The sequence below is a fragment of the Streptomyces sp. PU-14G genome (assembly GCF_041028275.1).
GTDB lineage: Bacteria > Actinomycetota > Actinomycetes > Streptomycetales > Streptomycetaceae > Streptomyces.
Map to the genome: position 1 here is coordinate 1 of NZ_JASKYT010000169.1, position 15,184 is coordinate 15,184.

The following is a 15,184-nucleotide window of genomic DNA, read 5'->3' on the forward strand; positions in this document are numbered from 1 at the left end:
GTTGCGGGGGCTGCGCCGGCATCTGGGGCTGCCCCCGCAACCGTCCCCCCACCCGGCCGGGGCCGGGCGCTCTCCGGGGTCGGTTCGCGTGGGGCCGGGACGGCTGCGAGTCGGTCCTGTGCGATGAGGGAGATCAGTTCGGCGCCACGCCGGGAGCGGACGAAGGCGACGGTGCGTACGCCCTGGGCGGCCAGGTCGGTGAGCAACTCGGCGGACTCGGCGGTCGCGGTGCGGCGGACGGGGGCCCCGCGCTCGCCCTCGTACTCGGTCAGTGGCGGTTCCCACAGGGCGAAGACCGTCTCGCCGCGCGGGGAGGTGTCCTCGGTGATCTCGACGGGCCGCACGCCGGTGAGCCGGGCCGCGCCCTCGCCGGGGGAGGCGGCGGTGGCGGAGGCGAGCAGGAAGACGGGTTCGGCGCCGTAGCGGGCGCACACGCGGCGCAGTCGCCGCAGCACCTGGGCGACGTGGGAGCCGAAGACGCCGCGGTAGGTGTGGCACTCGTCGATGACGACGTAGCGCAGCGCCCGCAGGAAGGAGGACCAGCGGGCGTGTCCCGGCAGCAGGCTGCGGTGCAGCATGTCCGGGTTGGTGAGCACGTAGTTGGCGTACTGGCGCACCCATTCGCGCTCTTCGACGGGGGTGTCCCCGTCGAAGACGGCGGGTCGTACCGCTGTGCCGAGGGGGGCGGCGAGACCGGTGACGGCGCGGCGCTGGTCGGCGGCGAGGGCCTTGGTGGGGGCCAGGTACAGCGCGGTGGCGCCGCGTCCGTTGGGAGCTTCGGCGCCGTCCAGGAGGGTGCTGAGGACGGGGGTGAGGTAGGAGAGGGATTTGCCGGAGGCGGTGCCCGTGGCGATGATCACGGAGTCGCCGTCGAGGGCGTGGGCGGCGGCGCGGGCCTGGTGCTCCCAGGGGCGGTCGATGCCCGTTCGGCGTACGGCCTCGATCACTTCCGGCCGGATCCGGTCAGGCCATTGCGCATGGCGACCGTTTCGCGGGGGCAAGTGCTCCGTATGGGTGACACGCCCGGCGCGGTCCGTCCCCCTGGTGAGACGAGCGAGCACGTCGCGAGGGTCGCCGTGGGGAGCCGAGCGGTCGGGCTCGGCTCGCGGGCGTACGCTCGCGGATCGGGTGTGCTGTTCGTTGGCCATCGGTACCGAGTGTGTCACTGGCGAGGCGGACAATGGCCGCAAGGCGTCGTCCTCGCCTGCTGGTAAGTGATTGAATGCTTCTGCGGCTGCCGATCCGTCCCCTGCCTTTGGGGGTACCTCCCTCCGTCAGGGCAGGGGGAGGGAGAACCGAGGGGGCTGACCGCTCGATAGCAAGGTGCTGGAGGATCCGTGGACCTGTCCCTGTCGACCCGTACCGTCGGCGATCGCACGATCGTCGAGGTCGGTGGCGAGATTGATGTATACACCGCGCCCAAGCTGCGTGAGCAGCTGGTCGAGCTCGTGAACGACGGCAGCTACCACCTCGTCGTGGACATGGAGGGTGTCGACTTTCTCGACTCCACCGGGCTCGGCGTGCTCGTGGGCGGGCTCAAGCGGGTGCGTGCGCACGAGGGCTCGCTGCGTCTTGTCTGCAACCAGGAGCGCATTCTCAAGATCTTCCGGATCACTGGCCTCACCAAGGTCTTCCCGATCCACTCCTCGGTCGACGAGGCCGTAGCGGCCACTGACTGACGCGTTCGGGCCGTCGGCCCGCCCCACCCCGGTGCAGGCGGTCCGGCGGCCTCCCGCTTGACTGGAAGGCGGGGTCGCCGGGGTCCGGCTCCAAGAGCCCTGGGTGCCCTGTCACGACTCACCGAAGACCGAGGGGGATGGCATGGCCACCGTGGAGCTGCTCTTCAGCGCGCTGCCGGAGCACGTCCGTACGGCGCGGCTGGTGGCCGCTGCCGTGGCGCGGCGGGCCGGGGTCGACGAAGCGGTGCTCGACGAGGTGCGGCTGGCCGTCGGCGAGGCGTGCACGCGGGCTGTCGGCCTGCACATGAGCCACGGCCTCGGCACCCCCGTGCGGGTCTCCCTGATCGAGGACGAGAAGAAGTTCTCCATCGAGGTGGGTGACGACGCGCCGCACCGGCGTTTCTCGCTGCCCGGTGGCACTCTGGGCGCTTCGGCGTCCGCCGCTCCCTCCGCCAACGGTGACGGGGGCGGCAAGGGCAGCGGCTCGGGCGGTGGGCTCGTCGAGGCCGAGGGCGCGTTGCTGCCCGGGGCGCGGGACGAGATTCCCGAGCCGGTGGCCGAGGAGGACGAGGGCGATGGCGAGATGGGGCTCGCGGTGATCAGCGGCCTCGTGGACGACGTCGAGGTCACGACCGACGAGAACGGCGGTGTGATCCGCATGAGCTGGCCCACGATCGAGCCTGTTCTCCCCTGAGTCTCCACCGTCCCACTCGCCCCGTTTGTCGTAGGCCCGCCGCATCCGCGGCGGGCTTTCGGTTGCTCGGCACTGTTTCTGTGGATCTTCTTGGACGATCATCGGCTGATCGACAGAATAATTGCGACCGCCACTGACCAGGATCTAAACGAGTCAGCGCTGGTTTTCCTGGTCACTCGATAGATCATTTTCCGGGCGTCAGTTGAATTTGCCCATTCCCTCGTGCGAGCGAATTGACCGGCTCGTGTGCGGCTGATCTTCGCCGTTCCCAGCGAATTCTCGCTGCTGCGCTCTGTTTTGATCTAGTGGCGCTCCCTACAATCCGTCCACATCTTTGCAGCAGGACGCCTGAGCGTGCTTGCGCGCGCCCATGTGCCAAACGTCAAGGAGGACGAATGGCGGGGCAACTCAGCCCATTTCATCACCCCCAGCACCTCGCTGACGCCGCAGAGCTGACCAGTGGCAACCGGGGACTCGCGATCGTGATCGCGGTTGTCGCGCTCGCAGCGCTCGGCGTCGGTTTGGTGCTGGTACGACAAGTGCTCGCCGCGGGCGAGGGCACCGACAGCATGAAGAAGATCGCCTCGGCCGTGCAGGAGGGGGCGAACGCCTATCTGGCGCGGCAGCTGCGCACCCTCGGGGTCTTCGCGGTGGTCGTCTTCTTCCTGCTCATGCTGTTGCCGGCCGATGATATGACGCAGCGAATCGGCCGTTCGTTGTTCTTCCTGGTCGGTGCGGCTTTCTCGGCGGCGACCGGCTATATCGGCATGTGGCTCGCGGTACGTAGCAATGTGCGTGTGGCCGCTGCGGCGCGTGAGGCGACTCCGGCCACCCCCACGGGGGCGCCGGCGCCGGCTGTGACCGGAGCGGCGAAGGGTGAGCCGGGGGAAATTCCCGTCGACCTCACCGCCGTCTCCCACAAGGCCATGAAGATCGCTTTCCGTACCGGTGGCGTCGTCGGGATGTTCACCGTCGGGCTCGGTCTGCTGGGCGCCGCGTGCGTGGTGCTGGTCTACGCGGCGGACGCGCCGAAGGTGCTGGAGGGATTCGGGCTCGGCGCCGCACTCATCGCGATGTTCATGCGTGTCGGCGGCGGCATCTTCACCAAGGCGGCGGACGTCGGCGCCGACCTCGTCGGCAAGGTCGAGCAGGGCATCCCCGAGGACGACCCGCGCAACGCCGCCACCATCGCGGACAACGTGGGCGACAACGTCGGTGACTGCGCGGGCATGGCGGCCGACCTGTTCGAGAGCTACGCGGTGACGCTGGTGGCCGCGCTGATCCTGGGCACCGCGGTGTTCGGCAACGACGGGCTGGTCTTCCCGCTGCTCGTCCCCGCCATCGGGGTGCTCACCGCGATGGTCGGTGTGTTCGCCGTGGCTCCGCGCCGCTCCGACCGCAGCGGTATGACGGCGATCAACCGCGGCTTCTTCATCTCCGCGGTGATCTCGCTGGTGCTGGTGGCCATCGCCGCGTTCGTGTACCTGCCCTCCAGCTACGCGGACCTCAAGGGCGTCTCCGGGGACGAGGCCGACGAGATTCTCGGCCACAGCGGCGACCCGCGGGTGCTGGCTATCGTGGCCGTGGCGATCGGCATCGTGCTGGCCGCCCTCATCCAGCAGCTGACCGGCTACTTCACCGAGACCACCCGCAAGCCCGTCCGGGACATCGGCAGGACGTCGCTGACGGGCCCCGCCACGGTGGTCCTCTCCGGCATCTCCATCGGCCTCGAATCGGCCGTCTACACGGCGCTGTTGATCGGGCTGAGCGTCTACGGCGCCTTCCTGCTGGGCGGCGGCACGGTGATGCTGGCGCTGTTCGCCGTGGCGCTGGCGGGCACCGGGTTGCTGACCACGGTCGGGGTGATCGTGGCCATGGACACCTTCGGCCCCGTCTCCGACAACGCGCAGGGCATCGCCGAGATGTCCGGTGACGTCGAGGGCGCGGGGGCTCAGGTGCTGACCGACCTGGACGCGGTGGGCAACACCACCAAGGCGATCACCAAGGGCATCGCCATCGCCACGGCCGTGCTCGCCGCGGCGGCGCTCTTCGGCTCGTACCGTACCGAGCTGGGCAAGGCGCTGACCGAGGCGGACCAGAACAAGAACAAGATGCTGGACCTGGTGGACATCGCGCAGCCCAGCACGCTGGTCGGGCTGATGTTCGGTGCCGCGGTGGTGTTCCTCTTCTCCGGGCTCGCCATCAACGCGGTCTCCCGCTCGGCCGGTTCGGTCGTCTTCGAGGTGCGGCGGCAGTTCCGCGAGAAGCCCGGCATCATGGACTACTCGCAGACGCCGGAGTACGGCCGTGTCGTGGACATCTGCACCAAGGACGCGCTGCGCGAGCTGACGACGCCGGGGCTGCTGGCGGTGATGTCCCCCATCCTGGTGGGCTTCACCTTCGGCGTCGGGGCGCTGGCGGCGTTCCTGGCCGGCGCGATCGGCGCGGGCACCCTGATGGCCGTCTTCCTCGCGAACTCCGGTGGCGCCTGGGACAACGCGAAGAAGCTGGTGGAGGACGGTCACCACGGCGGCAAGGGCAGCGAGGCGCACGAGGCGACCATCATCGGTGACACCGTCGGCGACCCCTTCAAGGACACCGCGGGCCCGGCGATCAACCCGCTGCTGAAGGTCATGAACCTGGTGGCCCTGCTGATCGCGCCCGCCGTGGTGAAGTTCAGCTACGGCGAGGACAAGAGTGTGGGCGCCCGCGCCGTCGTCGCGGCGGTCGCGGTGGCCGTCGTCGTCGGCACCGTCTACCTCTCCAAGCGGCGCGGTATCGCCGTGGGTGAGGAAGACAACACCGAGCGGACGGCGAAGCCCTCGGATCCGGTGGATCCGGTGGCCGCCTCCTAGCGGCGGGTCCGTGCGCGCCGTCCCCCGGCGGGGAAGGGCGCGTTCCGGGTCAACCGGCGGACGGGCGGGACGCGTTGGCGTCCCGCCCGTTCTCGTGTGTGTTTCGTCTCAGCGCCGACGGGCCGCGACAACGCGGTCCTGCGGGCTCACGCGTGTCCGTGATGTCGCAGACCCCCGTTGGTGCAAACGGCTGCAATAGTAGACATAGGGGTCTTCCGGCTCGCCGCCACTCCCTCCGTGGCGTGTATGTTCCGGGCCGAACAGCCATGAAGGGACCGATCCGGTGAACAAGAAGCTCACGGCGGCGCTGTCCGGCGGCGCCGTACTCGTACTCGCGCTGACCGGCTGCATTGACGACAGCGGCAAGACGGACGAGTGGGCCAAGAGCGTCTGCGACGACCTCCAGCCGCAGCTGACGAAGGTCAGGCAGGCCAACGCCGCCATCGCGGAGGCCTCCCAGGCGAACAAGTCCCCCGAAGAGGTCAAGAAGGCCGACTCGGCCGGTTTCAAGAAGGTCTCCGACGCGTACAAGGCGATGGCGCGGGCGGTGAAGAAGGCGGGCGCCCCGCCCGTCGACAACGGCGAGAAGATGCAGAAGAACGCCATCAAGGAGCTCAACGGCATCGCCAGCCAGTACAACGACCTGAAGACCGCCGTCGACAAGCTCCCCACCGGCGACAAGTTCGACGAGGGGCTCGACAGCGTGGCGGCCAAGCTCAAGACGCTGGGGCAGCGGGGTGACGAGGCGCTGCACAAGCTGTCGACCGGCGACGTGGGCAAGGCGATGGCCAATCAGGAGAGCTGCAAGAAGACCGGCGTGACCGACAAGTGAGCCGGACCGACCGGTCCGCGGGCCGGACGGCGGCGACCGCCACCCCCGCGCCCCGAACGGATCGCCACCCGCCGCGCACGGCTGATCGCCTCGCCCGCGCGGTGCGCCGCCCGTCTCGCGCGGCGTGCGGCCCGTCTCGCGCGGCCGGCTGTCCGCCCCATGCGGCGTGTGGCCCGTCTCGCGTGGTCGGCCGTCCGACCCGCGCAGCCGACTGCCCGCCCCGGGCGGCTTGTCGCCCGTCTCGCGCGGACCGGGCTTCGGGACGCGGGGGCGGCGAGTCGCTCGCCCGTGCGGTCGGGCTCCCGGGCGCGGGGCCGGATGCCCCGCGCCCCGAGGCCCCGTTCGCGGCCGTGCGCGAGCGCGAAGGAGAATGGCGCGGGTGAGAACTGACGCACTGCCCGAGCCCACGCCCGAGAGCACCCGAATGCTGCGGGAGGCACTGGCCGCGGCCGGTTTCACCGCCGACGGGCTGCTCGATCTACTGGGCGCACCCGCCTACGCGGCTCTCGCCCGGGGTGAGACCGTTCCGGCTCTCCGCGCCACTCGCGGTCAGGAGCCGCTGGAGACCCTTGCACGGCTGTTCCTGCTCCAGCGGCCCGTCTCCCGCGAACGCGCTGCGGCCGTGCTGCCGTTGGACGCGGCGCTGGCCGACCGGTGGCTGGAACGGGTCGCGGACCCGGGCCCGACGGAGCAGGTCCGCGCCACCGTCGACGTCCGTCCCTACAGCGGTCCGGACGGCGAGGACTGGTGGGTCGTCAGCGACCTGGGCTGCGCGGTGGGCGGGGCGGGTGGCGTGGGTGCCTCGGCGGACTCCTCCCGGGACGTCGTCCTGGGCGTGGGCGGTGCCTCGACCACGCTGGCCGGCCTCATGGTGACCACCCCGGTCGCCAGGGCTCTCGACCTGGGGACCGGCTCGGGCGTCCAGGCGCTGCACGCCGCCCGCTTCGCCTCCCACGTCACCGCCACCGACCTCAACCCGCGTGCGCTGCGTTTCGCACGCCTGACCCTGGCGCTGTCGGGCGTGCCCGAGCCCGAGGTGCGCCAGGGGTCGCTGTTCGAGCCGGTCGCGGACGCGGAGCCGTACGACCTGATCGTCTCCAACCCGCCGTTCGTGATCTCTCCGGGCGCCCGCCTGACCTACCGGGACGGTGGCATGGCGGGCGACGACCTGTGCCGCGGCCTCGTCCAGCAGGCGGCCGACCGTCTGGCCCCGGGTGGCTACTGCCAGCTGCTGGCCAACTGGGAGCACCGTGAGGGGGAGGACTGGCGGGAGCGCGTGGCGGCGTGGGTGCCGCCGGGGTGCGACGCGTGGATCGTGCAGCGGGAGGCGCAGGACGTCACGCAGTACGCGGAGCTGTGGCTGCGCGACGCGGGGGATCACCGCGGCGACCCGGCCGCGTACGCGGAGCGCTACGACGCCTGGCTGGAGGAGTTCGCGGCGCGCGGCACGCAGGCCGTCGGGTTCGGCTGGATCACGCTGCGCCGCAGCGACGCCGAGCAGCCCTCCGTGCTGGCCGAGGAGTGGCCGCACCCTGTCGAGCAGCCGCTGGGCGAGGTGATCCGCGCGCACTTCGCACGGCAGGACTTCCTGCGCCGCACGGACGACGCGGCGCTGCTGGAGCACCGGTACGTGCTCGCGGACGAGGTCGTGCAGGAGGAGATCGGCGAGCCGGGCGCGGAGGACCCGCAGTACGTGGTGCTGCGGCAGAACCGCGGGATGCGGCGCGCGATGACGGTGGACACGGTGGGTGCCGGGTTCGCAGGGGTGTGCGACGGCACGCTGAGCGCCGGGCGCATCCTGGAGGCCATCGGGGAGCTGCTGGGGGAGGACGTGGGCGAGCTGCGTGCCCGTACACCGGAGTCGCTGCGGCTGCTGGTGGAGCGGGGCTTCCTGATGCCGGTGCCGGACTGACGCTGGTGCCGGACCGAGCGCCGGTCCAGAGCTGAGAGGCGCCGGTCCGGATTGAGCGCCGGCCCCGGATTGAGTGCCGGTCCCGGGCTGAGTGCCCATCCTGGGCTGACGCCGCTCCGGAGGCGACGTCGGGTACCAGGGCGGCCGGGCCCTGGGGCTGGCCTACAGCAGGTTGCGGGCCACCGTCCAAGCGACGGCGGCGCTCAGGACGGCCACTGTGCCCCGGGTGCTCATCCGGGGTGCCCAGCGGCGACCGCGCAGTCCTTCCCACAGCCAGCGCGCGGACAGGTATCCGGCGACGGGCAGGCCGACCGTCAGCAGGGCGGCGTTGTCGTGCAGCGCCGTCGCGAGGTCGCCGTGCATGAGGTCGTAGACCATGCGGGTGCCGCCGCAGGCCGGGCAGAGCAGCCCGGTGGCCCAGTTGAAGGGGCAGCGCGGCAGCCAGCCGCCGGGTTCGTGCGGGTCGGTGCCCCACAGGTAACAGGCACCGACGAGACCGGCCGCCGCTGTCGCCAGCGGCGGGGCGGCCGGGTGGGAGAGGGCGGCGCGGAGTCGGCCCACAGCATCAGGGACGTTGGTGTTCGCCATGCGGCCGGTGCCTCCCCTCGTGACGCGCAGCCCTCCCCCTGGGCTCGCGCCGGTCTCAGCCACGCAGGATGCGGCCGTCGCTGTCGGTCCGATCCGAGCTCGTCAGGAAGATGATCCCGTCGATGAAGCCCCACAGGCCCCCGAGGCCGAGGGTGCAGATCGCGACGGCGAGCTGACCGATGCCCATGCCTATGTGGCCGGTGTAGAAACGGCCCACGCCGAAGGAGCCGAGAAGGATCCCGAGCACGCCCGCGACGATCTTCGACTTGTGCGAGAGCGGCCGTCCGTACGGGTCGTAGCCGTAGGGGGCGTTCGGATCGCCCGTGTACTGGCCGGGCATGGCGGCCATCGGCTGCTGCTGCGGGTAGCCGTAACCCGGCTGTCCCGGTTGGCCGGGCGGCTGGTTGTAGGGGTTCTGGCCCGGCTGCTGGGGATAGCCGTAACCGGGCTGGTTGGGATTGGACACAAGACCTCCGAGGTCGAGCGGTACCTGGTGATGTGCCCCCGACATGTTGCCAGAGCCGTCGGGCGGCGCCACGGCTGGTTGTCGGGTTACCGTTCGAGTGGCGTTGCCGACTTTTCCCGTTTGACATGGGGGCGGGAGGTACCGTCACACTCCGCAGCGATACCGATGCGATACAGATAGCAGCCGACCGGAGAGAAGAGCAGAAGTTGTCCCCGACCCACGAGACAGCAAACGGCGGGCGCCGACTCGTGATCGTCGAGTCGCCTGCCAAGGCCAAGACGATCAAGGGCTATCTCGGCCCTGGTTACGTCGTCGAGGCCAGCGTCGGGCACATCCGTGACCTCCCCGGCGGTGCGGCCGAGGTTCCCGCGAAGTACAAGGGTGAGCCGTGGGCCCGGCTCGGTGTCAACGTCGACCACGATTTCGAACCCCTCTACGTCGTCAACAGCGACAAGAAGGACCAGGTCAAAAAGCTCAAGGACCTGCTGGCCGACTCCGACGAGCTCTACCTCGCCACCGATGAGGACCGCGAGGGCGAGGCCATCGCCTGGCACCTGCAGGAGGTGCTCAAGCCGAAGGTCCCGGTCAAGCGGATGGTCTTCCACGAGATCACCAAGGACGCGATCCAGAACGCGGTCCGCAACCCGCGCGCCCTCAACCAGCGGTTGGTCGACGCGCAGGAGACGCGCCGGATCCTCGACCGGTTGTACGGATACGAGGTCTCTCCGGTGCTGTGGAAGAAGGTCATGCCGCGGCTGTCGGCGGGCCGCGTGCAGTCCGTGGCCACCCGGCTGGTCGTGGAGCGGGAGCGGGAGCGCATGGCGTTCCGTTCCGCCGAGTACTGGGATCTGACCGGCACGTTCGCGGCGGGGCAGGCGGGGGATGCCTCGACGGGAGCGGGGGCCGGTGCGGCGGGCGATCCGGCGACGTTCGGTGCCCGGCTGACCACGGTGGACGGCCGCCGTGTCGCCCAGGGGCGCGACTTCGGCTCGGACGGGCAGCTCAAGGAAACGGCTGAAGAGGCAGCCGTGCTGCACCTGGACGAGGAGGGCGCGCGCGCCCTGGCCGCGGCGCTGGAGGACACGGACTTCTCGGTCCGTTCCGTGGAGTCCAAGCCCTACCGCCGCTCGCCGTACGCGCCTTTCCGTACGACCACCCTCCAGCAGGAGGCGAGCCGCAAGCTGGGCTTCGGCGCGAAGTCCACCATGCAGGTGGCGCAGAAGCTGTACGAGAACGGCTTCATCACGTACATGCGTACGGACTCCATCACGCTCTCGGACACCGCCGTGTCGGCCGCCCGCGCCCAGGTCACCCAGCTGTACGGCGCCGACTACCTGCCGGACAAGCCGCGCACCTACGCGGGCAAGGTCAAGAACGCGCAGGAGGCGCACGAGGCGATCCGCCCCTCGGGCGACCGTTTCCGTACGCCTGCCGAGACGGGTCTGACCGGCGACCAGTTCAAGCTCTACGAGCTGATCTGGAAGCGGACCGTCGCCTCCCAGATGAAGGACGCCGTCGGGCAGTCCGTCACCGTCAAGGTCGGCGGCAGGTCGGCGGACGGGCGCGACGCCGAGTTCAGCGCCACCGGCAAGATCATCACCTTCCACGGTTTCCTCAAGGCCTATGTCGAGGGCGCCGACGACCCCAACGCCGAGCTGGACGACCGCGAGCGGCGGCTGCCCCAGGTGTCGGAGGGCGACCCGCTGCGCGCCGAAGAGATGTCGGTGGACGGGCACGCCACCAAGCCGCCGGCCCGCTACACGGAGGCCACGCTCGTCAAGGAGCTGGAGGAGCGCGAGATCGGGCGCCCCTCCACCTATGCCTCGATCATCAGCACGATTCTGGACCGGCGCTACGTCTTCAAGAAGGGCACCGCGCTGGTGCCGTCCTTCCTGAGCTTCGCCGTCGTCGGACTCCTGGAGAAGCACTTCGGCCGGCTGGTCGACTACGACTTCACCGCCAGGATGGAGGACGACCTCGACCGCATCGCCGCCGGCAACGCGGAGGCCATCCCGTGGCTGCGGCGCTTCTACTTCGGCGAGGGGAGCGACGGCGGGGACGGCCAGTCCGCCACGGCCACCGGCGAGGCCGCCGCGGCGGGCAACGGCGACGGTGACCACCTCGGCGGTCTCAAGGAACTCGTCTCCGACCTCGGTGCCATCGACGCCAAGGGTGTCTCCTCCTTCCCCGTCGGCGAGGGCATCACCCTGCGGGTGGGCCGGTACGGCCCGTACGTGGAAGGCCCCAGCCAGCAGGAGGGCGAGCCGGGCCACCGCGCCGACGTGCCCGACGACCTGCCGCCGGACGAGCTGACCGTCGAGTACGCCAAGGAGCTGCTGGCCAAGCCCAGCGGCGACTTCGAGCTCGGCACGGACCCGGAGACGGGCCGGCCGATCGTGGCCCGCGACGGCCGCTACGGCCCCTATGTGACCGAGGTGCTGCCCGAGGGCACGCCGAAGACCGGCAAGAACGCGGTCAAGCCGCGCACCGCCTCGCTCTTCCGTTCGATGTCGCTGGACACCGTCACGCTGGAGCAGGCGCTCAGGCTGCTGTCGCTGCCCCGGGTCGTCGGCGTGGACCCGGAGTCGGGCAATGAGATCACCGCCCAGAACGGCCGGTACGGCCCCTACATGAAGAAGGGGACGGACTCGCGCTCGCTGGAGAACGAGGAACAGATCTTCACGATCACGCTGGAGCAGGCGCTGGAGATCTACTCCAAGCCCAAGCAGCGCGGCCGTGCGGCGGCCAAGCCGCCGCTGAAGGAGCTGGGCAACGATCCGACCACGGAGCGCCCCGTCGTGGTCAAGGACGGCCGCTTCGGCCCGTACGTGACCGACGGCGAGACCAACGCGACGCTGCGGCGGGACGACGAGGTGGAGTCGATCACCCCGGAGCGGGGCTTCGAGCTGCTGGCGGAGAAGCGGGCGAAGGGTCCGGCCAAGAAGTCTTCGGCGAAGAAGGCGACCGCGAAGAAGTCCTCCGCGAAGAAGACGACCGCGAAGAAGACGGCGGCCAAGACAGCGACCAAGACAGCGACCAAGACGGCCGCTGCCAAGAAGACGGCGACGAAGAAGACGGCGACCAAGAAGGCCGCCGCTTCGAAGGGCGCCGCGGAGAAGGCGTCCACCGAGGAGTAGGCCGCGGGGAAGGCGTTCGGGGAGCCAACCGGTGTTCACACGGATGTTCGGGTACGCATCCGGTTGGCGGCGCCCTCCCTATACGCTGGCGGGATGATGTCTTCGCCCCCAACCGCTCCGGACGACTCCCTCGCCGCGGAATCCCGCGAGGGCGCCGTGACCGCGCTGTTGCGTTTCCCGCCGCTGAGGCGGCTGTGGACGGCGCAGTTCACCAGTGGGATCGGCGACATGCTGGGCCTTCTGGTGCTGCTGTTGTTGGCGATGCAGGCGGCGGCCGTACGCGGCGTCGCGGGAGACCCGGTCTTCGGCGGCGGGTACCGCGGCATGGCGTTCGTCGTCGCGGTCGTCTTCGGACTGCGGCTGCTGTCCACACTGCTGTTCGGCGCCGTCCTGCTGGGCCCCGTCTCCGCGCTGGTGAGCGGCGTCGTCGGCAAGAGCGGCGCCAAGCGCGCCGGAGGCCCGGGCGGGACAGCGGACTCCGCTGACAAGGACACCTCCGGGGCAGCGGCAGCGGCAGCGCAGGAGAAGGACGCACCGCAACAGGACAGGGACGCGCCGCAGCAGGGCAAGGAGGCGTCGAAGAAGGTCCTCGACCGGCGTTGGACGCTGTTCGGCGCCGACGCCCTCCGCGCGCTCGCCCTGATCGTCGCGCCGCTGTGGATCGACTGGACCCCCGGCAACGCCTTCCTGATCCTGCTGATCACCGTCTTCGTGGTCGGCACCGCCGAGCGGCTGTCCACCGTGACGCGGGACAGCGCGGCCCCGGCCCTCCTGCCGGCGGCACCCCTGGAAGGCGCGGCCGTGCGGCCGCTGCCCGACCACCACGACGCGCTGCGCCGCCTGTGGCTGCGCACCGGCTTCGTCGCGCTGCCGCTGGCCGCCGCCGGGCTGGTGGTCGTCACGCTCCTCAGCAACCTGCTCGGCACGGGCATCGACTGGTTCGGCTCGCACCAGGCCGCGCTCGCTTCGTATGTGGCGGCCGGGCTGTTCGCCGCCGCGGCGGCCATCGGCTACTTCCTCGAACTGCCCGACACGCGCACCCCGCGCCCCCGCTCCCCGCTGGAGGGGCTGCGCCGGCCGAGCACCGGGTCAGGTCCCGACAAGGGCCGTACGGGTGCCGTGCCGCTGCTGGTCCTCGCGGGTGCCGCCGTCGGCGGGGCGGTCGCCGCGGCGGTCGCGCTCGCGCCGCTGCACGCCGCCGACCTGGGCGGCGGGCCTGTCGCGTTCGGGCTGCTGACGCTGATGCTGACCGGCGGCACCGCCGCCGGTATCCGGCTGGCGCCGCACACGCTGCCCTCGCTCTCCCGCCGCCGCCTGCTGGCGCTCGTCACCGGTCTGACCGGTGTCGCGCTCCTCGCGGCCGGGCTGGTCTCCGACACCGCGACCGTCATCGGCCTGGCGCTGCTCGCCGGACTGGGCGGCGGCATCGCGGCCAACACCCTGCACACCCTGCTCGACCAGGAGACCGAGGAGTTCCGCCGCACCCGTACGACCGAGCACCTGCAGGCCGTCGTACGGCTGTCGCTGGCGCTGTGCGCCCTGATCGCGCCCGTCGTGGCCGCGCTCATCGGGCCGCACCGGGTGGAGGACGGCGCTTTCGTCTTCGACCACGGCGGCGCCTCGTTCACGCTGATGCTCGTCGGCGCGCTGCTGCTGCCCGTCGGCGCGATCCTGCTGGGCCGCACCGACGACCGGCAGGGCGTACCGCTGCGCCGTGACCTCGTGGAGGCGTTCGGCGGCGGCCGGCCCCAGCACGCCCCCGCGGGCAACGGCTTCTTCCTCGTCCTGGAGGGCGGCGACGGGGCCGGAAAGTCCACGCAGGTCGAGGCGCTGGCCGAATGGATCAGGGCGAAGGGCCACGAGGTCGTCGTCACCAAGGAGCCCGGCTCCACACCCGTCGGCAAGCGACTGCGCTCCATCCTGCTGGACGTCTCCTCCTCCGGGCTCTCGCACCGCGCGGAGGCGCTGCTGTACGCGGCCGACCGGGCCGAGCACATCGCCACCGTCGTCCGCCCCGCGCTGGAGCGCGGCGCCGTGGTCATCTCCGACCGGTACGTCGACTCCTCCGTCGCCTACCAGGGCGCGGGACGCGACCTGTCGCCGACCGAGATCGCCCGCATCTCCCGCTGGGCCACCGAGGGCCTGGTTCCGCACCTGACCGCGCTGCTCGACATCGCCCCCGAGACGGCACGGGAACGCTTCACCGAGGCCCCCGACCGGCTGGAGTCCGAACCGGCCGAGTTCCACCAGCGGGTGCGCTCCGGCTTCCTCACCCTGGCCGCCGCCGACCCCGCCCGCTACCTCGTCGTCGACGCCGGTCAGGAACCGGAGGCCGTCACGACGGTCATCCGCCACCGCCTCGACCAGGTGCTGCCGCTCTCCGAAGCCGAGAAGAAGGCCCAGGAGGAGGCGCGCAAGCGCGCCGAGGAGGAAGCCCGCAGGAAGGCCGAGGAAGAGGCCCGCCGCAAGGCCGAAGAGGAACGCCAGGAACGCGAGCGCAAGGAACAGCTGGAGAAGCTGCGCCGCGAGGAGGAGGAGCGCAAGCGCCGCGAGGCCGAACTGGAACGCCAGCGCGAGGAGGCGCGGCGCGCCGAGGAGGCACGCAAGCAGGCCGAGGAGGCCCGCCGCATCGCCGAGGAGGAGCGCGAGCGCCGCGAGGCCGAACAGCGCGCCTACGAGGAGGAACAGGAGCGACTGCGCCAGCGCGCCGAGGAGGAGAAGCGGCTCCGCGCCGAGGCGGAGGAGCGTCGCCGTGAGCGTCAGCGCAAGGCGGAGGAAGCCTTGCTGCGGGCGGAAGAAGCGCGGCGCGCCGCGGAAGCGGAGGCCGCGGCCAAGGCGCAGGCGAAGGCGCAGGCGGACGCCGCAGCGGCAGCGGAGGCCAACGCGCAGGCCGCGGCCGAAGCGGAATCGGACACGGGCGCGCACACGAACACGGACGCGGGCGCGGGCGCGGGCGCCGCCACCGGGTCCTCGGACGACACGACCGCGACGACCCCGACCCCGACCCAGCCCGCCTCCGCC

The 15,184-nt window shown here is 71.3% G+C and carries 10 protein-coding genes; 7 read left to right on the top strand and 3 right to left on the bottom strand.

Annotated elements, in window-relative coordinates; genetic code table 11:
* Window positions 1–947 (bottom strand): DEAD/DEAH box helicase (locus AB8Z75_RS19955; RefSeq protein ID WP_369203867.1); only part of this gene is annotated, 947 nt, incomplete at its 3' end.
* A gap of 390 nt (window positions 948–1,337) precedes the next feature.
* Between AB8Z75_RS19955 and bldG the strand changes: the two genes are divergently transcribed.
* The 5 genes from bldG (at window position 1,338) to AB8Z75_RS19980 (ending at window position 7,972) form a co-directional block, all read left to right on the top strand.
* Window positions 1,338–1,679 carry an anti-sigma factor antagonist BldG gene (gene bldG / locus AB8Z75_RS19960; RefSeq protein WP_016473000.1) on the top strand — a complete coding sequence of 114 codons (342 nt, stop codon included), beginning with the start codon at window positions 1,338–1,340 and terminating at the stop codon, window positions 1,677–1,679.
* A 142-nt stretch (window positions 1,680–1,821) separates the two neighbouring features.
* Window positions 1,822–2,373: an ATP-binding protein gene (locus AB8Z75_RS19965; protein WP_369203869.1), complete on the top strand. Its 552-nt coding sequence runs from the start codon at window positions 1,822–1,824 to the stop codon at window positions 2,371–2,373.
* Window positions 2,374–2,768: 395 nt separating this feature from the next.
* Window positions 2,769–5,228 (top strand): sodium-translocating pyrophosphatase, encoded by a 2,460-nt coding sequence (locus tag AB8Z75_RS19970; protein WP_369203871.1) that lies wholly within the window; start codon window positions 2,769–2,771, stop codon window positions 5,226–5,228.
* A 283-nt stretch (window positions 5,229–5,511) separates the two neighbouring features.
* Window positions 5,512–6,060: a small secreted protein gene (locus AB8Z75_RS19975; protein ID WP_369203873.1), complete on the top strand. Its 549-nt coding sequence runs from the start codon at window positions 5,512–5,514 to the stop codon at window positions 6,058–6,060.
* A 370-nt stretch (window positions 6,061–6,430) separates the two neighbouring features.
* Window positions 6,431–7,972 carry a methyltransferase gene (locus tag AB8Z75_RS19980; RefSeq protein WP_369203875.1) on the top strand — a complete coding sequence of 514 codons (1,542 nt, stop codon included), beginning with the start codon at window positions 6,431–6,433 and terminating at the stop codon, window positions 7,970–7,972.
* A gap of 162 nt (window positions 7,973–8,134) precedes the next feature.
* Here the strand turns inward: AB8Z75_RS19980 and AB8Z75_RS19985 are convergent, their stop codons facing one another.
* Both AB8Z75_RS19985 and AB8Z75_RS19990 read right to left on the bottom strand, forming a co-directional pair.
* Complete coding sequence (locus AB8Z75_RS19985; RefSeq protein WP_369203877.1) at window positions 8,135–8,560, bottom strand: DUF2752 domain-containing protein; 426 nt, start codon at window positions 8,558–8,560, stop codon at window positions 8,135–8,137.
* A 55-nt stretch (window positions 8,561–8,615) separates the two neighbouring features.
* Window positions 8,616–9,026, bottom strand: a complete 411-nt coding sequence (locus AB8Z75_RS19990; protein WP_369203879.1) for a TM2 domain-containing protein — start codon at window positions 9,024–9,026, stop codon at window positions 8,616–8,618.
* A 206-nt stretch (window positions 9,027–9,232) separates the two neighbouring features.
* Between AB8Z75_RS19990 and topA the strand changes: the two genes are divergently transcribed.
* On the top strand, window positions 9,233–12,163 hold the full coding sequence (gene topA / locus AB8Z75_RS19995; protein ID WP_369203881.1) for a type I DNA topoisomerase: 2,931 nt from the start codon (window positions 9,233–9,235) through the stop codon (window positions 12,161–12,163).
* A 96-nt stretch (window positions 12,164–12,259) separates the two neighbouring features.
* The coding region (gene tmk, locus AB8Z75_RS20000) for a dTMP kinase (protein ID WP_369203883.1) at window positions 12,260–15,184 on the top strand (2,925 nt) is incomplete at its 3' end.

Bases quoted from the DNA above. Each gene is read 5' to 3' on its own strand.
- AB8Z75_RS19965 (WP_369203869.1), top strand. From the start codon at position 1,822: ATGGCCACCGTGGAGCTGCTCTTCAGCGCGCTGCCGGAGCACGTCCGT.
- AB8Z75_RS19970 (WP_369203871.1), top strand. From the start codon at position 2,769: ATGGCGGGGCAACTCAGCCCATTTCATCACCCCCAGCACCTCGCTGAC.
- AB8Z75_RS19980 (WP_369203875.1), top strand. From the start codon at position 6,431: ATGGCGCGGGTGAGAACTGACGCACTGCCCGAGCCCACGCCCGAGAGC.
- AB8Z75_RS19985 (WP_369203877.1), bottom strand. From the start codon at position 8,560: ATGGCGAACACCAACGTCCCTGATGCTGTGGGCCGACTCCGCGCCGCC.